We start from the raw sequence: 16,444 nt of genomic DNA on the forward strand, positions 1-16,444 counted from the left end.
CGGCAGCGTTCCTTTCGCGCTGTGTCCGGCGTGGCGTCATGCGTGCCTCGTGTTTTCTTTTATGCGTACATTTCTCCGTTTGTGCGGTCTCCGCCGCTCGCGCTGGAGCCTGGCTTTATCCCGAAGGCAAGGGCCAGCTCATTCTAACGACGACCTTCGCCAACGCGCAAAACGCCTACGACGCCGGCGGTCGGCTGGTCAAAACGCCCTCCTACCGCAAGTTCGAGACGCGAGCCTATCTCGAACATGGCGTGACGGATTGGCTGACCTTCGTGGCGGAGGGAGGCGCCATGAGCTTTCGCGGCGCGCCGGCGCCCGCGGATCATCTCGAAATGCTGATCGCCGAAGCGAAGGCGGGCCTGCCGTTTTCCATCAGACCGCCGCCGGGAACGAAATATGAGGGACTCGGCCTTGGCGCGGTCGGCGCGCGGCTTCGTCTCTTCGAGCATGGCGATTACGTCTTCTCTTTCGAAGCCGGCGCGCGCACGGCCTCAGCCGAGGCGCGCCGTTTCCTGGACATGCGCGACGCGACGCAGATCGACGCGCGCCTCCTCATGGGGCGGTCGTTCTCGCTTTTCGGCATGAGCGGCTTCGTCGACACGCAACTTGGTTTTCGCACGCGCGGCCAGAATGGCGACGAGGCGCGGATGGACCTCGCGGCGGGTCTCCGCCCACTGGACCGGCTGTTGCTGATGGCGCAGAGTTTTTCGGCTATCGCGCCGCGCGCCGGCGCGGCGACGCTCGTCGCCGCGCAGAAATTCCAGCTTTCCGCCGTCTACGATCTGACGCCCGCGATCAGCCTGCAGGTTGGGGGCGTGACGGCGCTCAGCGGCGTGAATTCGCCGGCCGAGCACGGGATCGTAGCCGCCTTGTGGTGGCGCTACCAGTCTTATTGAGCGTCGGCGACAGCCGAGACCGGCTCCACTCTGACCGTCGTGACGCCCGCGGAGCGGAAGCCCAGCGCATCGGCGGCGTTGGCCGAGACGTCGATCACGCGGCCGCCCGCGAAGGGGCCCCGGTCATTCACGGTGAGGACGACGGAACGGTTGTTTCTCAGATTGGTGACGCGCACCTTCGAGCCGAAGGGCAGGGTGCGATGGGCGGCTGTGAAAGCGCCGACATGCGACCCGCTCGCAGTGCGTCCGCCCAGCTTGTAATACGAGGCCTTTCCGACCCAGGCCGCCTCGGCGGCGCAAGTGAACGCGACGAGCGCGGCGACTCCAATCACGAAACTCTTCAACGCGACTCTCCCCTCTGCCCACGCGGACTTGCGCGCGCTTCACGGTGCGCCAGGAACACTGACGTCGCCGCAGGGAGTAATGTTCGGCTCAGGCAAAATAAAGGCGGCTAACTCGACGTAGTTCCGTAGAAGAGCTTTTTGAGCGTTCGTTAATCCGACATTTCGAAGCCCGTATCTGTTTATATAAATGCAGGTGATTCAATTATATTTCCTGTTTGGCGCCACAATCGTCTGGAAAGGATTGTTGCATGATGGTCACACAACGCCGAAATATTTCAGGGTGATTGCGGGAGGGCTGTCCGGCGTCGTCGCGCGCCGCGCCCCTCGACTGGTCGCACGCCCTTGATTTGCTTGCGGCCAGCCGCATCTAGCCCGTTCTGGCGAAGTAGCGGGTTGAACGCGCCCTGCGCGCCGTTCCCGGCCCGCCGCCCTTCAAACCAGGGAGGCGCAAATGAGAATCCAGAAAATCAACGCCGTCCTCGCGGCGGCGGCGCTGACGGCGACGCTGGTGACGGAGCCGGACGGCGCGGGGGCGGCGGGGATCTTTAGCGGCCCGTCCGGCGGCGCGGCGATCGGCGGCGGCGGATTTGGCGGCGGAGGTTTTGGCGGCCGCAGTTTCGGCGGCGGCGGATTTGGCGGCGGATTTGGCGGCGGCGGTTTCAGGGGCGGCGGTCTCGCCGGCGGCTGGAGCGGGGGGTTCCCCTCTGGCGGGTTCGGAACAGGCGGCTTTGGCTATCGCGGCGGCGTGTTCGCCGCGCCGATGGGAGGGGTCCGCACCGCCTGGGGCGGGCGCTGGGGCGGCCGCCCTTGGGGCGGCTGGGGCTATCGCGGCTGGGGCTATCGTCCTTACGCCGGCTGGGGTTACCGCGGATGGGGATACCGGCCATGGGGCGGCTGGGGCTATCGTCGCTTTGGCTGGGGCTGGCATAGGCCCTGGCGGCGCTATTGGGGCTGGGCCGGCTACCCTTATGGCGCAGGTCTGCTCTGGGGCGCGGGTTGGCCCTATTACAGCTACGGCGCCTGCTGGCGGCCACGGCTGGTCCGCACTTATTGGGGCTGGCGGCGCCGCTGGGCGAATGTGTGCGGCCCGTGGGGCTATCCGGCGTATGGTTGGGGCGGCGGATGGGGTGGCGGCCTGCTTGGCGTCGGCTGGCCCGGCTGGTGGTGAGCCGCGAGCGCCCTCCCGCGGCCGGGAGGGCGCCTGATCTCAGGCGGTCGCCGAATGAGCGTGGATGTCGTGCCCGCCATTGCGCCGCATCACGTCGATGGCGGTGCGCTCCTTCGCCTCGTCCCAGGCGCGCGCCCAGAGCAGCATGCCGCCATGCTCCATCTGGGCCCTGACCCATCTCGCTTCCGCCGCGCCGACAAGTTGGGCGAGCGTCGCGCCGATGATTCCGCCGCCGCCGCCCAGCACCAGCGCCGCCGCGATCGCCGCGCCGAGCGTGCCGCCGGCCGCCAGCGCCATGCCGGCGCCGCCCACCGCGCCGATGTAGAAGAGCGCGCCGATAATGCCCGCCTTCGCTTCGTTGCGCGCCTCGGGATCGACGTAAGTCCCGTGCGGCGCGCGTGGGCTCGCGCTCAGGCCTTGCGCCGAGAGGCTCTGATCGCCCAGGGCCTCGCGCACGACCGTCTGCGGCGCGAGCACGCTGATCGTGGTCTGATCGAATCCGTCCGTCAAAAGATCGTCTATGGCCGATTGCATCTGGTCAAGATTGTCGAACACGCCGACGACTTCGCGCACGTCGCCGCGCTGCTCGGCCGTGAGGGGTTTTTGCGTTTCCATTCTCTCGTGCTCCAAGAGCGCGGCGCGACCGGACGGTCGCCCCCTATCGCGCTCCCGCTTTGTTAAAGGGAGCGGAAGGTCGGGGGCGGCAAGGCGGGGCCGGCTGAATTTGCCAATTGCCAAGCCTTGCGACACGTCGAAGCCATCCACATGTGAGGTCCCTGCGAGCAGGGACGAGGTTCGCATGGCGCGGTCGCTAGGCGGCCCATGACAGGATGAAGGCCGCTCATGACTCTGCTCGACGCCGCTCTTTCCGCGCTTGCCTCGAACCAGCTTCTCGCCGGCGGGATTGGAACGCTGGCCTTCGGCTCGGCCATGTATCTCCTGCGCGCCGTGCCGGACAGGACGCTGGCGCTTGTCGGAAAGACCGTCTGGACGACGGTGTTCGTCGAGAGCATGTCGAACGAATATCCGGATGTCGACGCCTTCATCGAGGGGAAGCGGCTGAACTTTTTCAGCCGCTCGCTGGAGATGAAGGACGGGAGCCTGAAGACGGGCTTTGGCGGCGGATGGGGCCTGTATCAGGGCGTGCTCTTCAAATACGCCAAGACGAAATCCGCCCAGCAGCTTACGCATTTCGAGACGATTACGATCGCCTTCCTCACGCGCGACCGCGGCGTGGTCGAGCGCTTCATGCGCGACTGCAAACCGGAGGAGCATCGCAATTCGATCCATATTTCGATGTATGGCGCGGGCGGAAGCGATGGCGGCATGCGCCGGCGCAAGCGCGGGCTCGAGACGGTGTTCGTCGACCGGGCGATGAAGGATCGCCTCGTCTCGCGCCTCAAATGGTTTCTCGGCGCAGAGGAGTGGCACGCCTCGCGCGGCATTCCGTGGAAGCTCGGCGTCCTGCTCCACGGTCCGCCCGGCGCCGGCAAGACGAGCCTCATCCACGCGCTCGCCTCCGACTTCGATTTCAACATCAAATATATCAAATCGCTGCACGGCCTCGGCGCGGCGTTCAAATCGGGGACGAAGAACGATCTCTTCGTCATCGAGGACATCGACGCGATCGCGGGCGGCCTCAGCCGCGACGGAACGAAGGAAAGCGCCATCGACGGCGGCGCCCTGCGCGGCTCGCCGCTGCATGAAATCCTGAATTCCATGGACGGCATGCAGACGCCGGACGGGCTGAAATTCATCGTGACGACGAACCATCTCGACCGGCTGGACCCCGCCATCGTGCGGCCGGGGCGGATCGATGAAGTTGTGGAGGTCGGGCCGCTCTCGGTCGAGAGCGCGCGGGCGATGTTCCGGGCGTTTTACGGGCGCGAGGGGATTGGGGCCTACGCGCCGCGCACGGGGGCGGAGTTGCAGCGGATGTTTTCAACGATGTCGGCGGAGGAGGCGGAGGGCGAGTTGGGGCGGAAGGTTGTGGAGCGGGTGCGGGAGGTGGCGTGAGTCATCGCTGGAAACGGCCCCTCGCCCTTCGAGACGCCTGCTTCGCAGGCTCCTCAGGGGTGAGGGGCCTTTTGTTAGGCGCTTTGATTTAAGAAGCCCTCTTGCAGCGCCCACTAGCAATCCTCATCCTGAGGAGCGCCCAAAGGGCGCGTCTCGAAGGACGAGGATTGCGTCGCGGGCTAGAATTCAAGGCTGTTGCAATGGCCGGGTGCGCGCGCCACCCGGTCAAGTATAGGCTGACGCGATGGAGCAGCAAACGCTCGTCGACTGTCACGAACACCCCGTCGTCGATCCACACGTCTCGCACTTCAAACAAGTCCCGTTCCGTACAAGCGTGAAATTCGCGCACTCAGGACAAGCCTCGCCGACATAGCCCTTCATCCGCGCTTCGGCGCGCTTTTCAGCGACGCCTTGCACCGTCTTGGTGGGCTCGGTCCAGCCGAGCTGCGAGAGCGCCTCCACGGCTTCTTCCCGCGTCACTTCCGGCGTCTCCCGCAGCGCGACAGCGCCGCCATGCACGACCATCAGCTTGTCGGTCTTGGAGCGCAGGAGGCCGCGCGAGACGATGCTGTTGGCTTCCGGCGCCTTGCCTTCGGTCTCGCCCTTGCCGAGCACCGTGTGGCCGATGTCGTCTGGCGACACATGCGCGAGGTCGTTGCGGCCGAGATAGGAGACCGCAAGCTCGCGGAACACATAATCGAGGATCGACGTCGCATTCTTGATCGCGTCATTGCCCTGCACCGGGCCCGCGGGCTCGAAGCGGGTGAAGGTGAAGGCGTCGACATATTCCTCGAGCGGCACGCCATATTGCAGACCGAGCGAAATCGCGATGGCGAAATTGTTCATCAACGAGCGGAAGGCCGCGCCTTCCTTGTGCATGTCGATGAAGATCTCGCCGAGGCGCCCATCCGCATATTCGCCCGTGCGCAGATAGACCTTGTGGCCGCCGACGGCCGCCTTCTGCGTATAGCCCTTGCGGCGATCGGGGAGCTTCTCGCGCTCGCGCACCAGCTGATGAATGACGCGCTCGACGATGCGCTCGGCGACATGCGCGGCGCGGGCCGGCATATTCTGCGCGACGACCTCCTCGACCGCTTCCGCGGCGTCGATGTCGTCGTCGCCCTGGATGAGCTGCGCCGAGAGCGGCTGCGAGAGCTTGGAGCCGTCGCGATAGAGCGCATTGGCCTTCAGCGCGAGGCGCCAGGACAGCATATAGGCCTGCTCGCAATCCTCGACCGTCGCCTCGTTCGGCATGTTGATGGTCTTGGAGATCGCGCCCGAAATGAAAGGCTGCGCCGCCGCCATCATGCGGATATGCGAGTCGACCGAGAGATAGCGCTTGCCCGTGCGCCCGCACGGATTGGCGCAATCGAAGACAGCGTAATGCTCGCCCTTGAGATGGGGCGCGCCTTCCAGCGTCATGGCCCCGCAGGCGTGCACATTCGCCGCCTCGATCTCCTGTCTGGAGAAGCCGAGATGCGTCAGTAGATCGAAATTCTTGTCTTCGAGCTGCTCAGGCGCCACTTTGAGCGCGCTGGTGAGGAAGTCCGGCCCGAGCGTCCATTTGTTGAAGACGAATTTGATGTCGAAGGCGCTCGGCAAGGCGGCTTCCACCGCCGCGAGCTTCTCGTCGGTGAAGCCCTTCGCCCGCAGCGTCGCGGTGTTGATCGCGGGCGCCTGCGCCAGCGAGGCGTGGCCGACGGCGTAGGCCTCGATTTCCGCGATCTCGCTTTTGCGATAGCCGAGCGCGCGCAGGCCCTCCGGCACGGCGCGGTTGACGATCTTGAGATAGCCGCCGCCCGCGAGCTTTTTGAACTTGACCAGCGCGAAGTCAGGTTCGATGCCGGTCGTGTCGCAGTCCATCACGAGGCCGATCGTGCCCGTGGGAGCGACGACGGTGACCTGCGCGTTGCGATAGCCATAGAGCTCGCCCTGCGCCAGCGCCTTGTCCCAGGCGGCCGCCGCTCGCTCCATAAGCTGTGGATCGGGGCAGGCGGCGTAATCGAGCGGGACGGGCGTCGTGTGCAGGTTCTCGTAGCCGGCGCGTTCGCCATGGGCGGCGCGGCGATGGTTGCGGATGACGCGCAGCATGGATTCGCGGTTTTCCATGAAGCGCGCAAAGGGGCCGCGCTCTTTCGCCATCTCGGCGGAGGTCGCGTAGCAGACGCCCGTCATGATGGCGGACAGCGCGCCCGTGATGGCGCGCCCGGCTTCGCTGTCATAGGCGACGCCCGAAGACATCAGCAGGCCGCCGACATTGGCGTAGCCGAGGCCGAGCGTGCGGTAGTCGTAGGAAAGCTGGGCGATTTCCTTTGACGGAAACTGCGCCATCAGCACCGAGATTTCGAGCACGACGGTCCACAGGCGCACGGCGTGCTCGTAGGAGTCGACGTCGATCTTCTTCGTCGCCGGATCGCGGAACTGCAGCAGGTTCAGCGAGGCGAGGTTACAGGCCGTGTCGTCGAGGAACATATATTCCGAGCACGGATTGGAGGCGCGGATCTCGCCGCCCGCCGGGCAGGTGTGCCAGTCGTTGATCGTCGTGTGGAACTGGATGCCCGGATCAGCGGACGCCCAGGCGGCGTAGCCGATCTTGTCCCACAGATCGCGGGCCTTGACCGTCTTCGAGACCTTGCCGTCGAGGCGCTTGATGAGTTTCCACTCGCCGTCATTCTCGACGGCGTTCAGGAAGTCGTCGGTCACCCGCACGGAGTTGTTCGAGTTCTGGCCCGAGACGGTAAGGTAGGCCTCGCTGTCCCAATCCGTGTCGTAAGTGTCGAACTGAATGTCCTTGTAGCCCTGCCTGGCGAACTGGACGACGCGCTTGATGAGATTGTCGGAAACGTCGTCCTTGCGCGCCGCCTTGATCTCGCGCTTCAGCGCCGGATTCTTTTCGGGGTTGAAGCAGTCGTCGCCCGGGCCTTCGCAATTCACGCAGGCGCGCAGGATCGCCTTCAAGTGCTTCTTGACGATCTTGGAGCCGGCAACCAGCGCCGCGACTTTTTCTTCCTCCTTCACCTTCCATTCGATGAAGGCTTCGATATCGGGGTGGTCAATGTCGACCACGACCATTTTCGCCGCGCGTCGCGTGGTGCCGCCCGACTTGATCGCGCCCGCCGCGCGGTCGCCGATCTTGAGGAAGGACATCAGGCCCGAGGAGGAGCCGCCGCCGGAGAGCTTCTCCTTCTCGCCGCGCAGCTTCGAGAAATTGGTGCCCGTGCCGGAGCCGTATTTGAACAGGCGCGCCTCGCGCACCCACAGATCCATGATGCCGCCGTCGTTGACGAGGTCGTCCTCGATCGACTGGATGAAGCAGGCGTGGGGCTGCGGATGCTCGTAGGAGGACTTCGACTTCACCATCCTGCCATTGGCGTAGTCGACGTAGAAATGACCCTGGCTCGGCCCGTCAATGCCATAGGCCCAGTGCAGGCCCGTGTTGAACCATTGCGGCGAATTGGGCGCCGCCATCTGCATGGCGAGCATGTAGCGCAGCTCGTCGGAGAAGGCCTGAGCGTCCTCCTCCGCATCGAAATAGCCGCCCTTCCAGCCCCAATAGGCCCAGGCGCCGGCGAGGCGGTCGAAGACCTGCTTGGCGGAAGTTTCCGAGCCGTAGCGCTGATCCTTGGGCAGCGCCGAGAGCGCCTCCGCATCGGCGACCGAGCGCCACAGGAAGGAGGGGATAGAATTTTCCTCAACCTTCTTCAGATGCGCCGGGACGCCCGCCTTGCGGAAATATTTCTGCGCGAGGACGTCGCAGGCCACCTGGCTCCACTGGGCCGGGACCTCGATATTGTCGAGCGAAAAGACCACGGAGCCGTCCGGATTGCGGATCTCGCTCCTGGCCGTGCGGAACTCGATAGACGCGTAGGGAGACTCGCCCGCCGTGGTGTATCGCCGCTCGATCTTCATGCCCATCAATCTCCTTCAGGCGCGAGCAAGGGCTCGCGCGCAGCCGTTCGCCGGCCAAGCGACGCAGATGTTCGCCAATTCAAACTCGAAAGAGGCGCGCCCGTCGCCCGCGGCCCAATCGGCCGCCGGGTGGGAACGCCGGATACGAGGAATACGCCCAAGCAAAATAACGCCTCTGGCCGGCTGGCGCCGGAGACGGCCAGACATTGGGAAAACGTCCGACGCCGCGTCATGATCTTGTGTCTCCACACTGCGCGAGTCTGAATGGATCGTCAAGATATTGTGTTGGATATTAACATGACGACAATATGTGGAGAAAATGGTGGATTCTGGGGACAAGTCCAGTGGTGGAGCCCCGGAAGGCTCGACCAAAAGGCGAGATTCGGCAAGCCGCGTTTTCAGGCGACGGGCGCCCAATCCCGCGGCTATCTGCAGCGCGCCGCGGGAACGGGCTCGAGCAGGAAGGCGTGATTTTCGGCGTTTGACGGGCTGAGATAGAGAAAGGAGCCGCGGTCCGTCGGGCCCGAGAGCTCCAGCCGCTCCCGCACGCTCACGAGCAGCCCTTCCGGCTTCTGCGTCAGCTCGAACGAGCCCGGGTCGGTCAGCGAGAGACGGCAGTCGCGCACGCCGTCCTCCCCGGTTTTGCACAGGCGCGTCTCCTCGGCGGAGAGCGCCGCGTTGCAGACGAGGCCGACCCGCTCCCAATAGCAGGCGCCGATGGTGCTGAAAGCGGTGTCGCCCGACCATATGGCGAGCAGCGCGTCGGCGAGGATAGGCTGAGGCTGCTTGTCGCCGGGGGTCTCCGGCACGGAGGTCTTGGCCACCGAAAGCGTCGCCCGACGCACGATCTGGCCACGATGAGCCTTCAGCCAGGCTGCGTCATAGACGCGTTCATAGCAGCCGGCGAGGGGGATGACCTCCTCGGCCCGGACCGTGGCCGCAAAAAGCGCTAAACAGGCAGCCGCCGCCCAACCAGTGCGCGCAAGAAACATTCAGGCCTCCACGAGAATCGGGCGCGAAACTAGAGGGCGCTGCGAAAACTGGGAACCGGCTTTCGCGTGAAGCGCGATCCAAACCTTTAGAATCCGTCAGGCGATTCCGCCCGGACGCAGTGTGATCCGCAGGGCGGGCGCATCGGCGCATCGCCCCGCCGCGTCACAAAAGCTTTTTGGAATCGTGATGAGACATTCTCGTTGATGCGGGAGAACTATCGCGGATGTGGACGACCCACGCACACATTGGCCGAACGATCGCCGCCCTGACCAACCTCCAGCCGCCGTCGCCCCAGAAAACGACGCTCGAGGAGACCCTCGGCCGTCTCGGCTCGCTGGAGGCGCGTCTCGCGCGCGGCAGGGGCGAGATTCGCAAAGCCCAGCGCCTTCGCTACGAGGTCTTCTACAAGGAAGGCGGTGCGATTCCCGACGCCAAAACCGCTTTCACGCGCCGCGACGCCGACAAGTTCGACAAATATTGCGATCATCTGATCGTCATCGACCACGCCTGGACGAACAAGCGCGGCAAGGTGAAGCCGAAGATCGTGGGGGCCTATCGCCTGCTGCGCGGCGACATGGCGCAAAAGGCCGGCGGCTTCTATTCGGCCGGGGAATATGACATCGCGCCGCTGCTGGCGCGCCATTCCGGCAAGCGCATTCTCGAGCTCGGCCGCTCCTGCGTGCTGGAGACGCATCGCAGCAAGCGCACGATCGAGCTTCTGTGGCGCGGGCTTCTCGCTTATATCCGCGCGCACAAGATCGACGTGATGATCGGCTGCGCGAGCTTCCCCGGCGTGAGCCCGCTCGCCCATGCGCAGGCGCTGAGCTATCTCGCTCATTACGCCGGCGCGCAGGGCGAGTGGAAGGTGAAGGCGAAGAGCGATCTCTATCTGCCGATGGCGATGATCGCGAGGGACGCGCTCGACGCGAAGCAGGCGAAAGAGGCGCTGTCGCCGCTCATCAAGGGCTATCTGCGCTTGGGCGCGCGCTTCGGCGACGGCGCGGTAGTGGACATCAAGTTCAACACGACGGACGTTTTCGTCGTGATGCCGGTCGCGGAAATGAGCCAGCGCTACGTGGATTATTTCAGCGGCGTCGAGCACCGCGCGGCGTAAGGCGCGTTTCTTTTGCTACCCTCCGCTCAGACTGCTTAAAGTGGGGCGACGCCCCTCGTGCTTCGAGGCGCCTGCTTCGCAGGCTCCTCAGCATGGGGCTTCTTCGTTCTGCCACACCACTTAGGCTTTATCCTGAGGAGCGAGCGGAGCCTGCGTCTCGAAGGACGAGGCCGCCTCGGGCGGCTTTTCAGTGATCTTGGGGGCGCCGCTCAGTTCCCGCAGCTTCGCCCGCACCTGCGCCTCCATCTCCGACGCAAGCTGCTTGCGATCTTTTCCGCGCGCGTCGATCGCTTCCCCAAATGCAACAAGACACTCCACGCCGCCGCGTTTCATCAGGCTCCAAAGATGCGGCAGGAAGGTCATGTCGCCATACCAGCCACAATCGGCAGTATAGCGAATGGCGACCGGCGTCACCGCAAGCGCGCCGTCATGACCTCGCAGCGCGCCGAAATGCGTCGGTCTGAACGGCAGCACCTGCGCGCCGTCGCTCGACGTGCCTTCGGGGAAGATCACGAAATCGCGTCCCTCGCGCAGCACATTGCGAATCGCGGCGTTGACGCGCGTAATGTCCTTGCGCGAGCCCCGCGGCACGAAGACCGTGCCCTGCAGCCGCGCCAGAAAGCCCAGCACAGGCCAGCCCGCGACCTCGCTCTTCGCGAGAAAGACGAGCGGATAGAGGCTCGCCAGCGCGATTATGTCCGTCCAGGAGACGTGATTGGAGACGACAAAGCGCGGCGCCGAAGCGGGGAGGGCGCCGATGGGCGTCACCTTTATGCCGATCGTCGCGCAAATCAGGCGGCAGAACCCGGTCTGAATCCTGTGCTGGACCCCCCATCCGCGCCGCCGCGCGACGGCCTGCGCGGGAACCAGAAAGACGAAGGCGGCCGCCATGGCGGCGACGAAGAGAAGCGCGCGGAGATAGGGCATGGCGGGCTGATGCCGCCGCTGTGAGACGGGCGTGTGACAGGCAAGGCCATCCCGCCCTTGACGCCGCCGCTTTCGGCGCCCTTATGTGAGGCGCCGCCCAAGACGCGGCCAAGGAGAGGTTCCCAGGAGAAATTCCCATGTCCTTTGTGATTGCGCGCCGCGCTGCCGTCGTCGCCGCCCTGTCGCTCGTTTCCGCCGGGCTCGCGACGGCCCCGGTCTTCGCGCACGGCCCCTCGCGCCAGAAGGTCGCCGAGAAGATCGAGATCAACGCGCCGGCCGACAAGGTGTGGGAGGTCGTCGGCAATTTCCAGGACATGAGCTGGCATCCGGCCGTCGCTAAGACGGAAGGGACGGGCGGCAGCGACAAGGGCGCCAAGCGCAAGCTGACGCTCAAGAACGGCGGAACGATCGAGGAGTCGGTCGACGCCTATGACGCCGCCGGCAAGACGATCAAATACAAGATCGACAATGTCGACGTGAAGGTTCTTCCGGTGAACAACTACACGTCGACGATCACCGTCAAGGACGTGGGCGGCAAGAGCGAAGTCGAATGGAAGGGCGCCTTCTATCGTGGCTTCATGAATAATGACCCGCCGCCGGAACTCTCCGACGAAGCCGCGGTCAAGGCCGTCGCCGACATCTACAAAACCGGCCTCGCCGCGCTGAAGGCGAAGCTCGAAGGCAAGTAATCTCGGCGCGAGAGGGGCGCGGGAGGATTTTAAAATGTCCGGCCTGTCGCGCCGCGCCGCGCTTCTTGCGCTGGCGGCGCTCGCCCCTCTCGCCTCGGCGGCCCTCGCGGCCGACGGCGAACTCCCGGTTCCGGGGCCCAACTCATGGGCCGCCCATGGAGCGGCTCCGCTCAAATCCGTCGAAACGATCCTCATCGAGGCGCCGCCCGAGAAGGTCTGGGCGGTGATCGGCGATTTTGGTCATTATGACTGGCTCCCCGGCGTCGTGCGCGTCGAGGCAAGCGGCGGGAATGCGCCGGAGAAGGCGAAGCGCCGCCTCGTCATGGCCGACGGCGGCGCGGTTGACGAGACGCTCGTCAAGTGGGACGCCGAGCGCATGACGCTCGCCTTTCATCGCGACCATGACGACCTAAAGCGCCTGCCCGCGATCAATTACATGACGCATGTGACGGCGAAGCCCGCCGAGGGTGGCGGGACGCTGGCCGAATGGAAGGGACGCTTCTACCGCGGCCACCCTTTCAACGACCCGCCGAAGGGGCTGGACGACGATACGGCCCTCGCCGCCGTGACGAAGCTGCACCGCGCCAATCTCGCGGCGCTGAAAGCGCGCGCAGAGAGGCAATAATCCCCTCTCCCGCGTGCGGGGAGAGGGTCAGGGTGAGGCGCGAGGCGTCCGCACGCAGCGCCGGAGTGATGCGCGAGTGAGGATTTTCTTGCTTTCTGAAGGTGGCCCCGCCCCTCATCCCAGCCGTCTCCCCGCGCGCGGGGAGAGGAGGCTGGCGCGCTGGCTTATGATGGCCCTTGCCCATTTCTTTCTCCTGACAACCGGCTTCGCCGCCCTCGCCGACGAGGCCTTCGTCACCGCCCAGGGCGCCGACGCGCTCGACATCATCGACGTCTCCGCCATGAAGCCGCTCGCGCATTTGCCCATCGCCGGAAAGCCGGCGGGCGTTGCGGTGAGCCCTGACGGCGCGCGGGCCTATGTGACGAGCCCTGAGGGAAGATTTCTCACAGTCGTCGATGCGAGATCGCGTAAGGTGGAGCGTCGCATCGGCGTGCAGGGCGGTCCGCTCGGCGTCGCCGTCGCGCCCGATGGCAGGCATGTCTATGTCGCCGACCTTTACGGGCGCCGGCTGGTGGAGATCGAGCCCGATAAAGGCGAGACGCGCAGCGTCGGCGTCGGGACGATGGCGTCGGGCGTTGCGGCGACGCCAGACGGCAAGACCATCCTCGTCGCCGATCGCGACGACAACGCCCTGTCGGTGATCGACGCCGCAAGCTTTCAGCGCGTCGCAACCATCCCCGTGGGGAAGCATCCCTTCGGCGTGACCATCGACGCCGTCGGCGCCCGCGCCTATACGGCGAATGTCGAATCCGACGATGTCAGCGTCATCGACATCGCCACGCGCAAGGTCGTCGGCGCGTTGAAGACCGAAAGCCGGCCTTACACGGTGGCGCTTGCGAGCGGCCGCATCTTCGTCGCGAACCAGCACGCCGACAGCGTCAGCGTTTTCGACGCCGCGACTTTGGCGCCAGTGGGGACGATTCAGGTCGGCGAATATCCCGAAGGAATCGCGGCGAGCCACGATGGCGCGCGGATTTACGTCGCCAACTGGTTCTCCAACGAGCTTTGGGCGATCGACGCGACGACGCTGCGAGTGGTCGGCAGGGCCCAGACCGGGGACGGCCCTCGGGCCTTCGGCGCCTTTGTGAGAAAAATCACGACCGCGCCGTAATCGACGGGGCAACATGCTCCGGGCGCAGGCCAAGGCCAAGGACACGCGCCGGAATTTGTCGCAGGAGCGGGATGGCGTCGAGCAGCCGCAAGGCCAGCGGCGGTTCGAATGGCTTATTGGGGTCAAGCGCGCCGGAGACGACCCGATTCTGTATCGCGAGCTGTATGCGCTGGGCCGCTTTCGCTGGAAATTCCCGCCGTTTCTGAACGGCGGCCAGGTCGCTGACATGCAGCGTTCCGGCGGCCAGCTTCGCGCCCAGCAGATTGGCGGTCGCGACGGCGTCCTGCACCGCGAGATTCACGCCCACGCCGCCAACCGGGGACATGGCGTGCGCGGCGTCGCCGATGCAGAGCAATCCCGGCAGGCTCCAGTTTTTCAGCCGGTTGACCTGCACCGTCAGCAGATTGAGCTTCTCCCATTCGTCGATCCCGCCGGCCCGGTCCGCGAGGAAAGGCAGGGCGCCGACGAGGGCGGCGCGAAAGGCTTCGAGGCCTTGGGCGCGCATGACCTCCGCGCCTCCCTTGGGGATCACCCAACCGCATTGCCAATATTCACCGCGGTCGATCATCACGATCATGCGGCCTGACGCGATACGGCCGAAACTCTGGTCAGGGTCGTCCGCCTTGCGGGGCATTTTGAACCAGAGGACGTCCATGGGCGCGCCATAGTCCTCGGGCGCGAGACCGGCCGCAGCGCGCAAGGTTGAAGCTCTGCCGTCCGCGGCGACGACGAGATCGGCGCGAATTTCGACCGGCCCTTCCGGCGACGTCGCCGTGACGCCCACGACGCGCTCGCCCTCCCAAATGGGCTGATCGGCGGGAGTGCGCATCATCAGGCGGAAGTTCGGCAGCTTTTGCGCCTGGGCGGCGATGAAATTGAGGAAGTCCCATTGCGGCATCAGCGCAATGAAATTGCACGGCTTCGGCAGGCTTCTGAAGTCCGCGAACGCGTATTTCCGATCGCCGATGCTCGCGCCGATCTCATAAGCCTTCTGATGCGGGAGACGCAGAAACGCTTCGAGGAGGCCAAGCTCCCGCATGATTCCGAGCGTCGACGGATGGATCGTGTCGCCGCGGAAATCGCGCAGGAAGTCGGCGTGTTTCTCCAGCACGATGACGTTCGCGCCCGCGCGTGCGAGCAGGAAGCCGGCCATCAGACCCGCCGGGCCGCCGCCCACGACGCAGCATTGGCATTCGACGCGGAGGGCTTCAGCCATGGACGACCCTTTCCTGGATTTTCGATCCACGCATCCGAAGGCCGGAACGGCCTCGGAAACGCTGGACACCGGCCATCGCCAACGCCATAAGAGGCGCAATCAGATCAGACGCTGGAGCCGGCATGTCCATCATTACCCGATTCTTCACCTGGTGGAACAAAGCGACCCTCTCCACCGGCCTGTGGACGATCCTCTACGGCGAGCGCGTGGGAACGGACGAGTTCGGGAACGTCTATTACCGCCGTCGCGGCGGCAAGAAGGACAAGGCGCTGGGATTCGAACGCCGTTGGGTGATCTTCAACGGCTATTGCGAGGGTTCGGCGATTCCGCAGGGCTGGTACGGCTGGCTGCACCACACGGTCGACACCCCGCCGACAAAGGAAAACTACGTCCGCAGGGAGTGGGAGCTGCCGCATCAGCCCAACATGACCGGCACGCCGCTCGCCTATCGTCCGCCGGGCTCGCAGCTCTCGACCGGCGAACGCACGCCCACGGGCGGCGACTACGTCGCGTGGCGGCCAGAGGGCTGATTCGGCCCTCTCCACGGAAACGCCTTTCTTGCCTGTTTTAAGTTGGTTCAGCATTTTTCCTCTGGCCGCAGGACGCGGCGCGGTGACTCGATGACCTTATCTCTCCGTTACGGCCTGGCGCTCGGCGCCTTTGCGGCGGCTTTCTATGGCGTGGCCGCGGCCGAGCCGATCCGCCATCCCACGGCGGTCTTCGCCGGTCTCGACAAGACGACCGGCCGCATCATCAATTTCGACGTGGCGATCGACGAGACGGTGCAGTTCGGCTCGCTGAACGTGACGCCGCGCGTCTGCAACACCCGCCCGCAAACGGAGGCGCCGCAGACGACGAGCTTCGTCGAAGTGGACGAAATCGTCGTCAAGCAGGAGCGGCAGGCGAAGCTCGAGATGAAGGAGGCCAAGGCCGACTCCAAGCCGGACGTGAAGCAGGAAGCCAAGCGCATCTTTTCCGGCTGGATGTTCGCCGCGAGCCCGGGCCTCCATGGCGTCGAGCATCCAGTCTACGACGTCTGGCTCGTCGACTGTAAGGGCGGCAAGGAGAACGCGCCGCCGCCCGTCGCCGCCGCCGAAACCCCGGCGGCCCCGGTTGACGCCTCGGCGGCGCCCGCGCCCGACCAGGGCAAGAAAAAGAAATCGCGCAAGGTCGAGCCCAAAGCCCCGACCCCCGTGGAAAACGCACCCATCGGCCCGGCGGACGCCGCGCCGCCGCAGCCCGCGCTGGACGCGGCTCCCGCGCCTGACGCCGGCGCGGACGGAGAGGCCCCGGCGCAACCAGCCCCCGCGAAGAAAAAGAAAAGGCGGCCGGCCAACGCCCCTGCGGCGACCCCGGTCGAGCCGCCGCCTGGCGGCGGGCTGCTGCCGTTCTAGAGCGCGCTGCGAAAAAACGGGAAGCGCTCAAGTTCAGGCGAG

The 16,444-nt window shown here is 65.5% G+C and carries 15 protein-coding genes; 9 read left to right on the forward strand and 6 right to left on the reverse strand.

The features are described from left to right. The first annotated feature begins 38 nt into the window (after nucleotides 1-38). Nucleotides 39-896: a hypothetical protein gene (locus ACNHKD_RS10255; protein ID WP_442753387.1), complete on the forward strand. Its 858-nt coding sequence runs from the start codon at nucleotides 39-41 to the stop codon at nucleotides 894-896. Here ACNHKD_RS10255 and ACNHKD_RS10260 read toward each other — a convergent pair. After that, nucleotides 890-1,228, reverse strand: a complete 339-nt coding sequence (locus ACNHKD_RS10260) for a septal ring lytic transglycosylase RlpA family protein (RefSeq protein WP_442753388.1) — start codon at nucleotides 1,226-1,228, stop codon at nucleotides 890-892. The two genes, ACNHKD_RS10255 and ACNHKD_RS10260, sit on opposite strands and share 7 nt — an antisense overlap. A 463-nt stretch (nucleotides 1,229-1,691) precedes the next feature. Between ACNHKD_RS10260 and ACNHKD_RS10265 the strand changes: the two genes are divergently transcribed. Next, on the forward strand, nucleotides 1,692-2,408 hold the full coding sequence (locus tag ACNHKD_RS10265) for a hypothetical protein (protein WP_442753389.1): 717 nt from the start codon (nucleotides 1,692-1,694) through the stop codon (nucleotides 2,406-2,408). Nucleotides 2,409-2,447: 39 nt separating this feature from the next. On the opposite strand, the gene ACNHKD_RS10270 is transcribed toward ACNHKD_RS10265, so the two are convergent. Beyond that, nucleotides 2,448-3,023: a hypothetical protein gene (locus ACNHKD_RS10270; protein WP_442753390.1), complete on the reverse strand. Its 576-nt coding sequence runs from the start codon at nucleotides 3,021-3,023 to the stop codon at nucleotides 2,448-2,450. 228 nt (nucleotides 3,024-3,251) lie between these two features. Here ACNHKD_RS10270 and ACNHKD_RS10275 point away from each other — a divergent pair, with 228 nt between their 5' ends. Next, nucleotides 3,252-4,424 (forward strand): AAA family ATPase, encoded by a 1,173-nt coding sequence (locus ACNHKD_RS10275; protein ID WP_442753391.1) that lies wholly within the window; start codon nucleotides 3,252-3,254, stop codon nucleotides 4,422-4,424. Nucleotides 4,425-4,694: 270 nt separating this feature from the next. Here ACNHKD_RS10275 and ACNHKD_RS10280 read toward each other — a convergent pair whose 3' ends face one another. Both ACNHKD_RS10280 and ACNHKD_RS10285 read right to left on the reverse strand, forming a co-directional pair. Further along, nucleotides 4,695-8,333 (reverse strand): vitamin B12-dependent ribonucleotide reductase, encoded by a 3,639-nt coding sequence (locus ACNHKD_RS10280; protein ID WP_442756881.1) that lies wholly within the window; start codon nucleotides 8,331-8,333, stop codon nucleotides 4,695-4,697. A 425-nt stretch (nucleotides 8,334-8,758) separates the two neighbouring features. Then, on the reverse strand, nucleotides 8,759-9,325 hold the full coding sequence (locus ACNHKD_RS10285; protein WP_442753392.1) for a hypothetical protein: 567 nt from the start codon (nucleotides 9,323-9,325) through the stop codon (nucleotides 8,759-8,761). A 224-nt stretch (nucleotides 9,326-9,549) separates the two neighbouring features. Here ACNHKD_RS10285 and ACNHKD_RS10290 point away from each other — a divergent pair, with 224 nt between their 5' ends. Continuing rightward, the gene (locus tag ACNHKD_RS10290; protein ID WP_442753393.1) at nucleotides 9,550-10,440 is read left to right on the forward strand and encodes a GNAT family N-acetyltransferase; all 891 of its coding nucleotides are present in this window, start codon (nucleotides 9,550-9,552) and stop codon (nucleotides 10,438-10,440) included. Nucleotides 10,441-10,560: 120 nt separating this feature from the next. On the opposite strand, the gene ACNHKD_RS10295 is transcribed toward ACNHKD_RS10290, so the two are convergent. Further along, the gene (locus ACNHKD_RS10295; RefSeq protein WP_442753394.1) at nucleotides 10,561-11,367 is read right to left on the reverse strand and encodes a lysophospholipid acyltransferase family protein; all 807 of its coding nucleotides are present in this window, start codon (nucleotides 11,365-11,367) and stop codon (nucleotides 10,561-10,563) included. Between the two features lie 137 nt (nucleotides 11,368-11,504). Between ACNHKD_RS10295 and ACNHKD_RS10300 the strand changes: the two genes are divergently transcribed. The 3 genes from ACNHKD_RS10300 to ACNHKD_RS10310 all read left to right on the forward strand — a co-directional run bounded on the left by ACNHKD_RS10300 (nucleotide 11,505) and on the right by ACNHKD_RS10310 (nucleotide 13,792). Beyond that, a complete protein-coding gene (locus tag ACNHKD_RS10300; protein WP_442753395.1) occupies nucleotides 11,505-12,056 on the forward strand; it encodes an SRPBCC family protein in 552 nt (183 codons plus the stop codon). A gap of 34 nt (nucleotides 12,057-12,090) precedes the next feature. Next, nucleotides 12,091-12,681 (forward strand): SRPBCC family protein, encoded by a 591-nt coding sequence (locus tag ACNHKD_RS10305; RefSeq protein ID WP_442753396.1) that lies wholly within the window; start codon nucleotides 12,091-12,093, stop codon nucleotides 12,679-12,681. Nucleotides 12,682-12,847: 166 nt separating this feature from the next. Continuing rightward, on the forward strand, nucleotides 12,848-13,792 hold the full coding sequence (locus tag ACNHKD_RS10310) for a YncE family protein (protein WP_442753397.1): 945 nt from the start codon (nucleotides 12,848-12,850) through the stop codon (nucleotides 13,790-13,792). Here ACNHKD_RS10310 and ACNHKD_RS10315 read toward each other — a convergent pair. Beyond that, nucleotides 13,776-15,008, reverse strand: coding sequence for an FAD-dependent oxidoreductase (locus tag ACNHKD_RS10315; RefSeq protein WP_442753398.1), 1,233 nt, complete (start codon nucleotides 15,006-15,008; stop codon nucleotides 13,776-13,778). The two genes, ACNHKD_RS10310 and ACNHKD_RS10315, sit on opposite strands and share 17 nt — an antisense overlap. Nucleotides 15,009-15,130: 122 nt before the next feature. Between ACNHKD_RS10315 and ACNHKD_RS10320 the strand changes: the two genes are divergently transcribed. After that, nucleotides 15,131-15,538, forward strand: coding sequence for an NADH:ubiquinone oxidoreductase subunit NDUFA12 (locus ACNHKD_RS10320; protein WP_442753399.1), 408 nt, complete (start codon nucleotides 15,131-15,133; stop codon nucleotides 15,536-15,538). 90 nt (nucleotides 15,539-15,628) lie between these two features. Then, entirely contained in the window at nucleotides 15,629-16,402 is a 774-nt protein-coding gene (locus tag ACNHKD_RS10325; protein WP_442753400.1) for a DUF2155 domain-containing protein, read from the forward strand. Nucleotides 16,403-16,444 lie beyond the last annotated feature (42 nt).

This window comes from Methylocystis sp. JAN1 (assembly GCF_052186135.1).
Lineage (GTDB): Bacteria > Pseudomonadota > Alphaproteobacteria > Rhizobiales > Beijerinckiaceae > Methylocystis.

Coding starts and splice junctions, on each gene's coding strand:
- ACNHKD_RS10315 (WP_442753398.1), bottom strand. CDS start 15,008: ATGGCTGAAGCCCTCCGCGTCGAATGCCAATGCTGCGTCGTGGGCGGC.
- ACNHKD_RS10290 (WP_442753393.1), top strand. CDS start 9,550: ATGTGGACGACCCACGCACACATTGGCCGAACGATCGCCGCCCTGACC.
- ACNHKD_RS10305 (WP_442753396.1), top strand. CDS start 12,091: ATGTCCGGCCTGTCGCGCCGCGCCGCGCTTCTTGCGCTGGCGGCGCTC.
- ACNHKD_RS10265 (WP_442753389.1), top strand. CDS start 1,692: ATGAGAATCCAGAAAATCAACGCCGTCCTCGCGGCGGCGGCGCTGACG.
- ACNHKD_RS10325 (WP_442753400.1), top strand. CDS start 15,629: ATGACCTTATCTCTCCGTTACGGCCTGGCGCTCGGCGCCTTTGCGGCG.
- ACNHKD_RS10320 (WP_442753399.1), top strand. CDS start 15,131: ATGTCCATCATTACCCGATTCTTCACCTGGTGGAACAAAGCGACCCTC.
- ACNHKD_RS10280 (WP_442756881.1), bottom strand. CDS start 8,333: ATGAAGATCGAGCGGCGATACACCACGGCGGGCGAGTCTCCCTACGCG.
- ACNHKD_RS10285 (WP_442753392.1), bottom strand. CDS start 9,325: ATGTTTCTTGCGCGCACTGGTTGGGCGGCGGCTGCCTGTTTAGCGCTT.
- ACNHKD_RS10310 (WP_442753397.1), top strand. CDS start 12,848: ATGATGGCCCTTGCCCATTTCTTTCTCCTGACAACCGGCTTCGCCGCC.
- ACNHKD_RS10300 (WP_442753395.1), top strand. CDS start 11,505: ATGTCCTTTGTGATTGCGCGCCGCGCTGCCGTCGTCGCCGCCCTGTCG.
- ACNHKD_RS10270 (WP_442753390.1), bottom strand. CDS start 3,023: ATGGAAACGCAAAAACCCCTCACGGCCGAGCAGCGCGGCGACGTGCGC.
- ACNHKD_RS10295 (WP_442753394.1), bottom strand. CDS start 11,367: ATGCCCTATCTCCGCGCGCTTCTCTTCGTCGCCGCCATGGCGGCCGCC.
- ACNHKD_RS10255 (WP_442753387.1), top strand. CDS start 39: ATGCGTGCCTCGTGTTTTCTTTTATGCGTACATTTCTCCGTTTGTGCG.
- ACNHKD_RS10275 (WP_442753391.1), top strand. CDS start 3,252: ATGACTCTGCTCGACGCCGCTCTTTCCGCGCTTGCCTCGAACCAGCTT.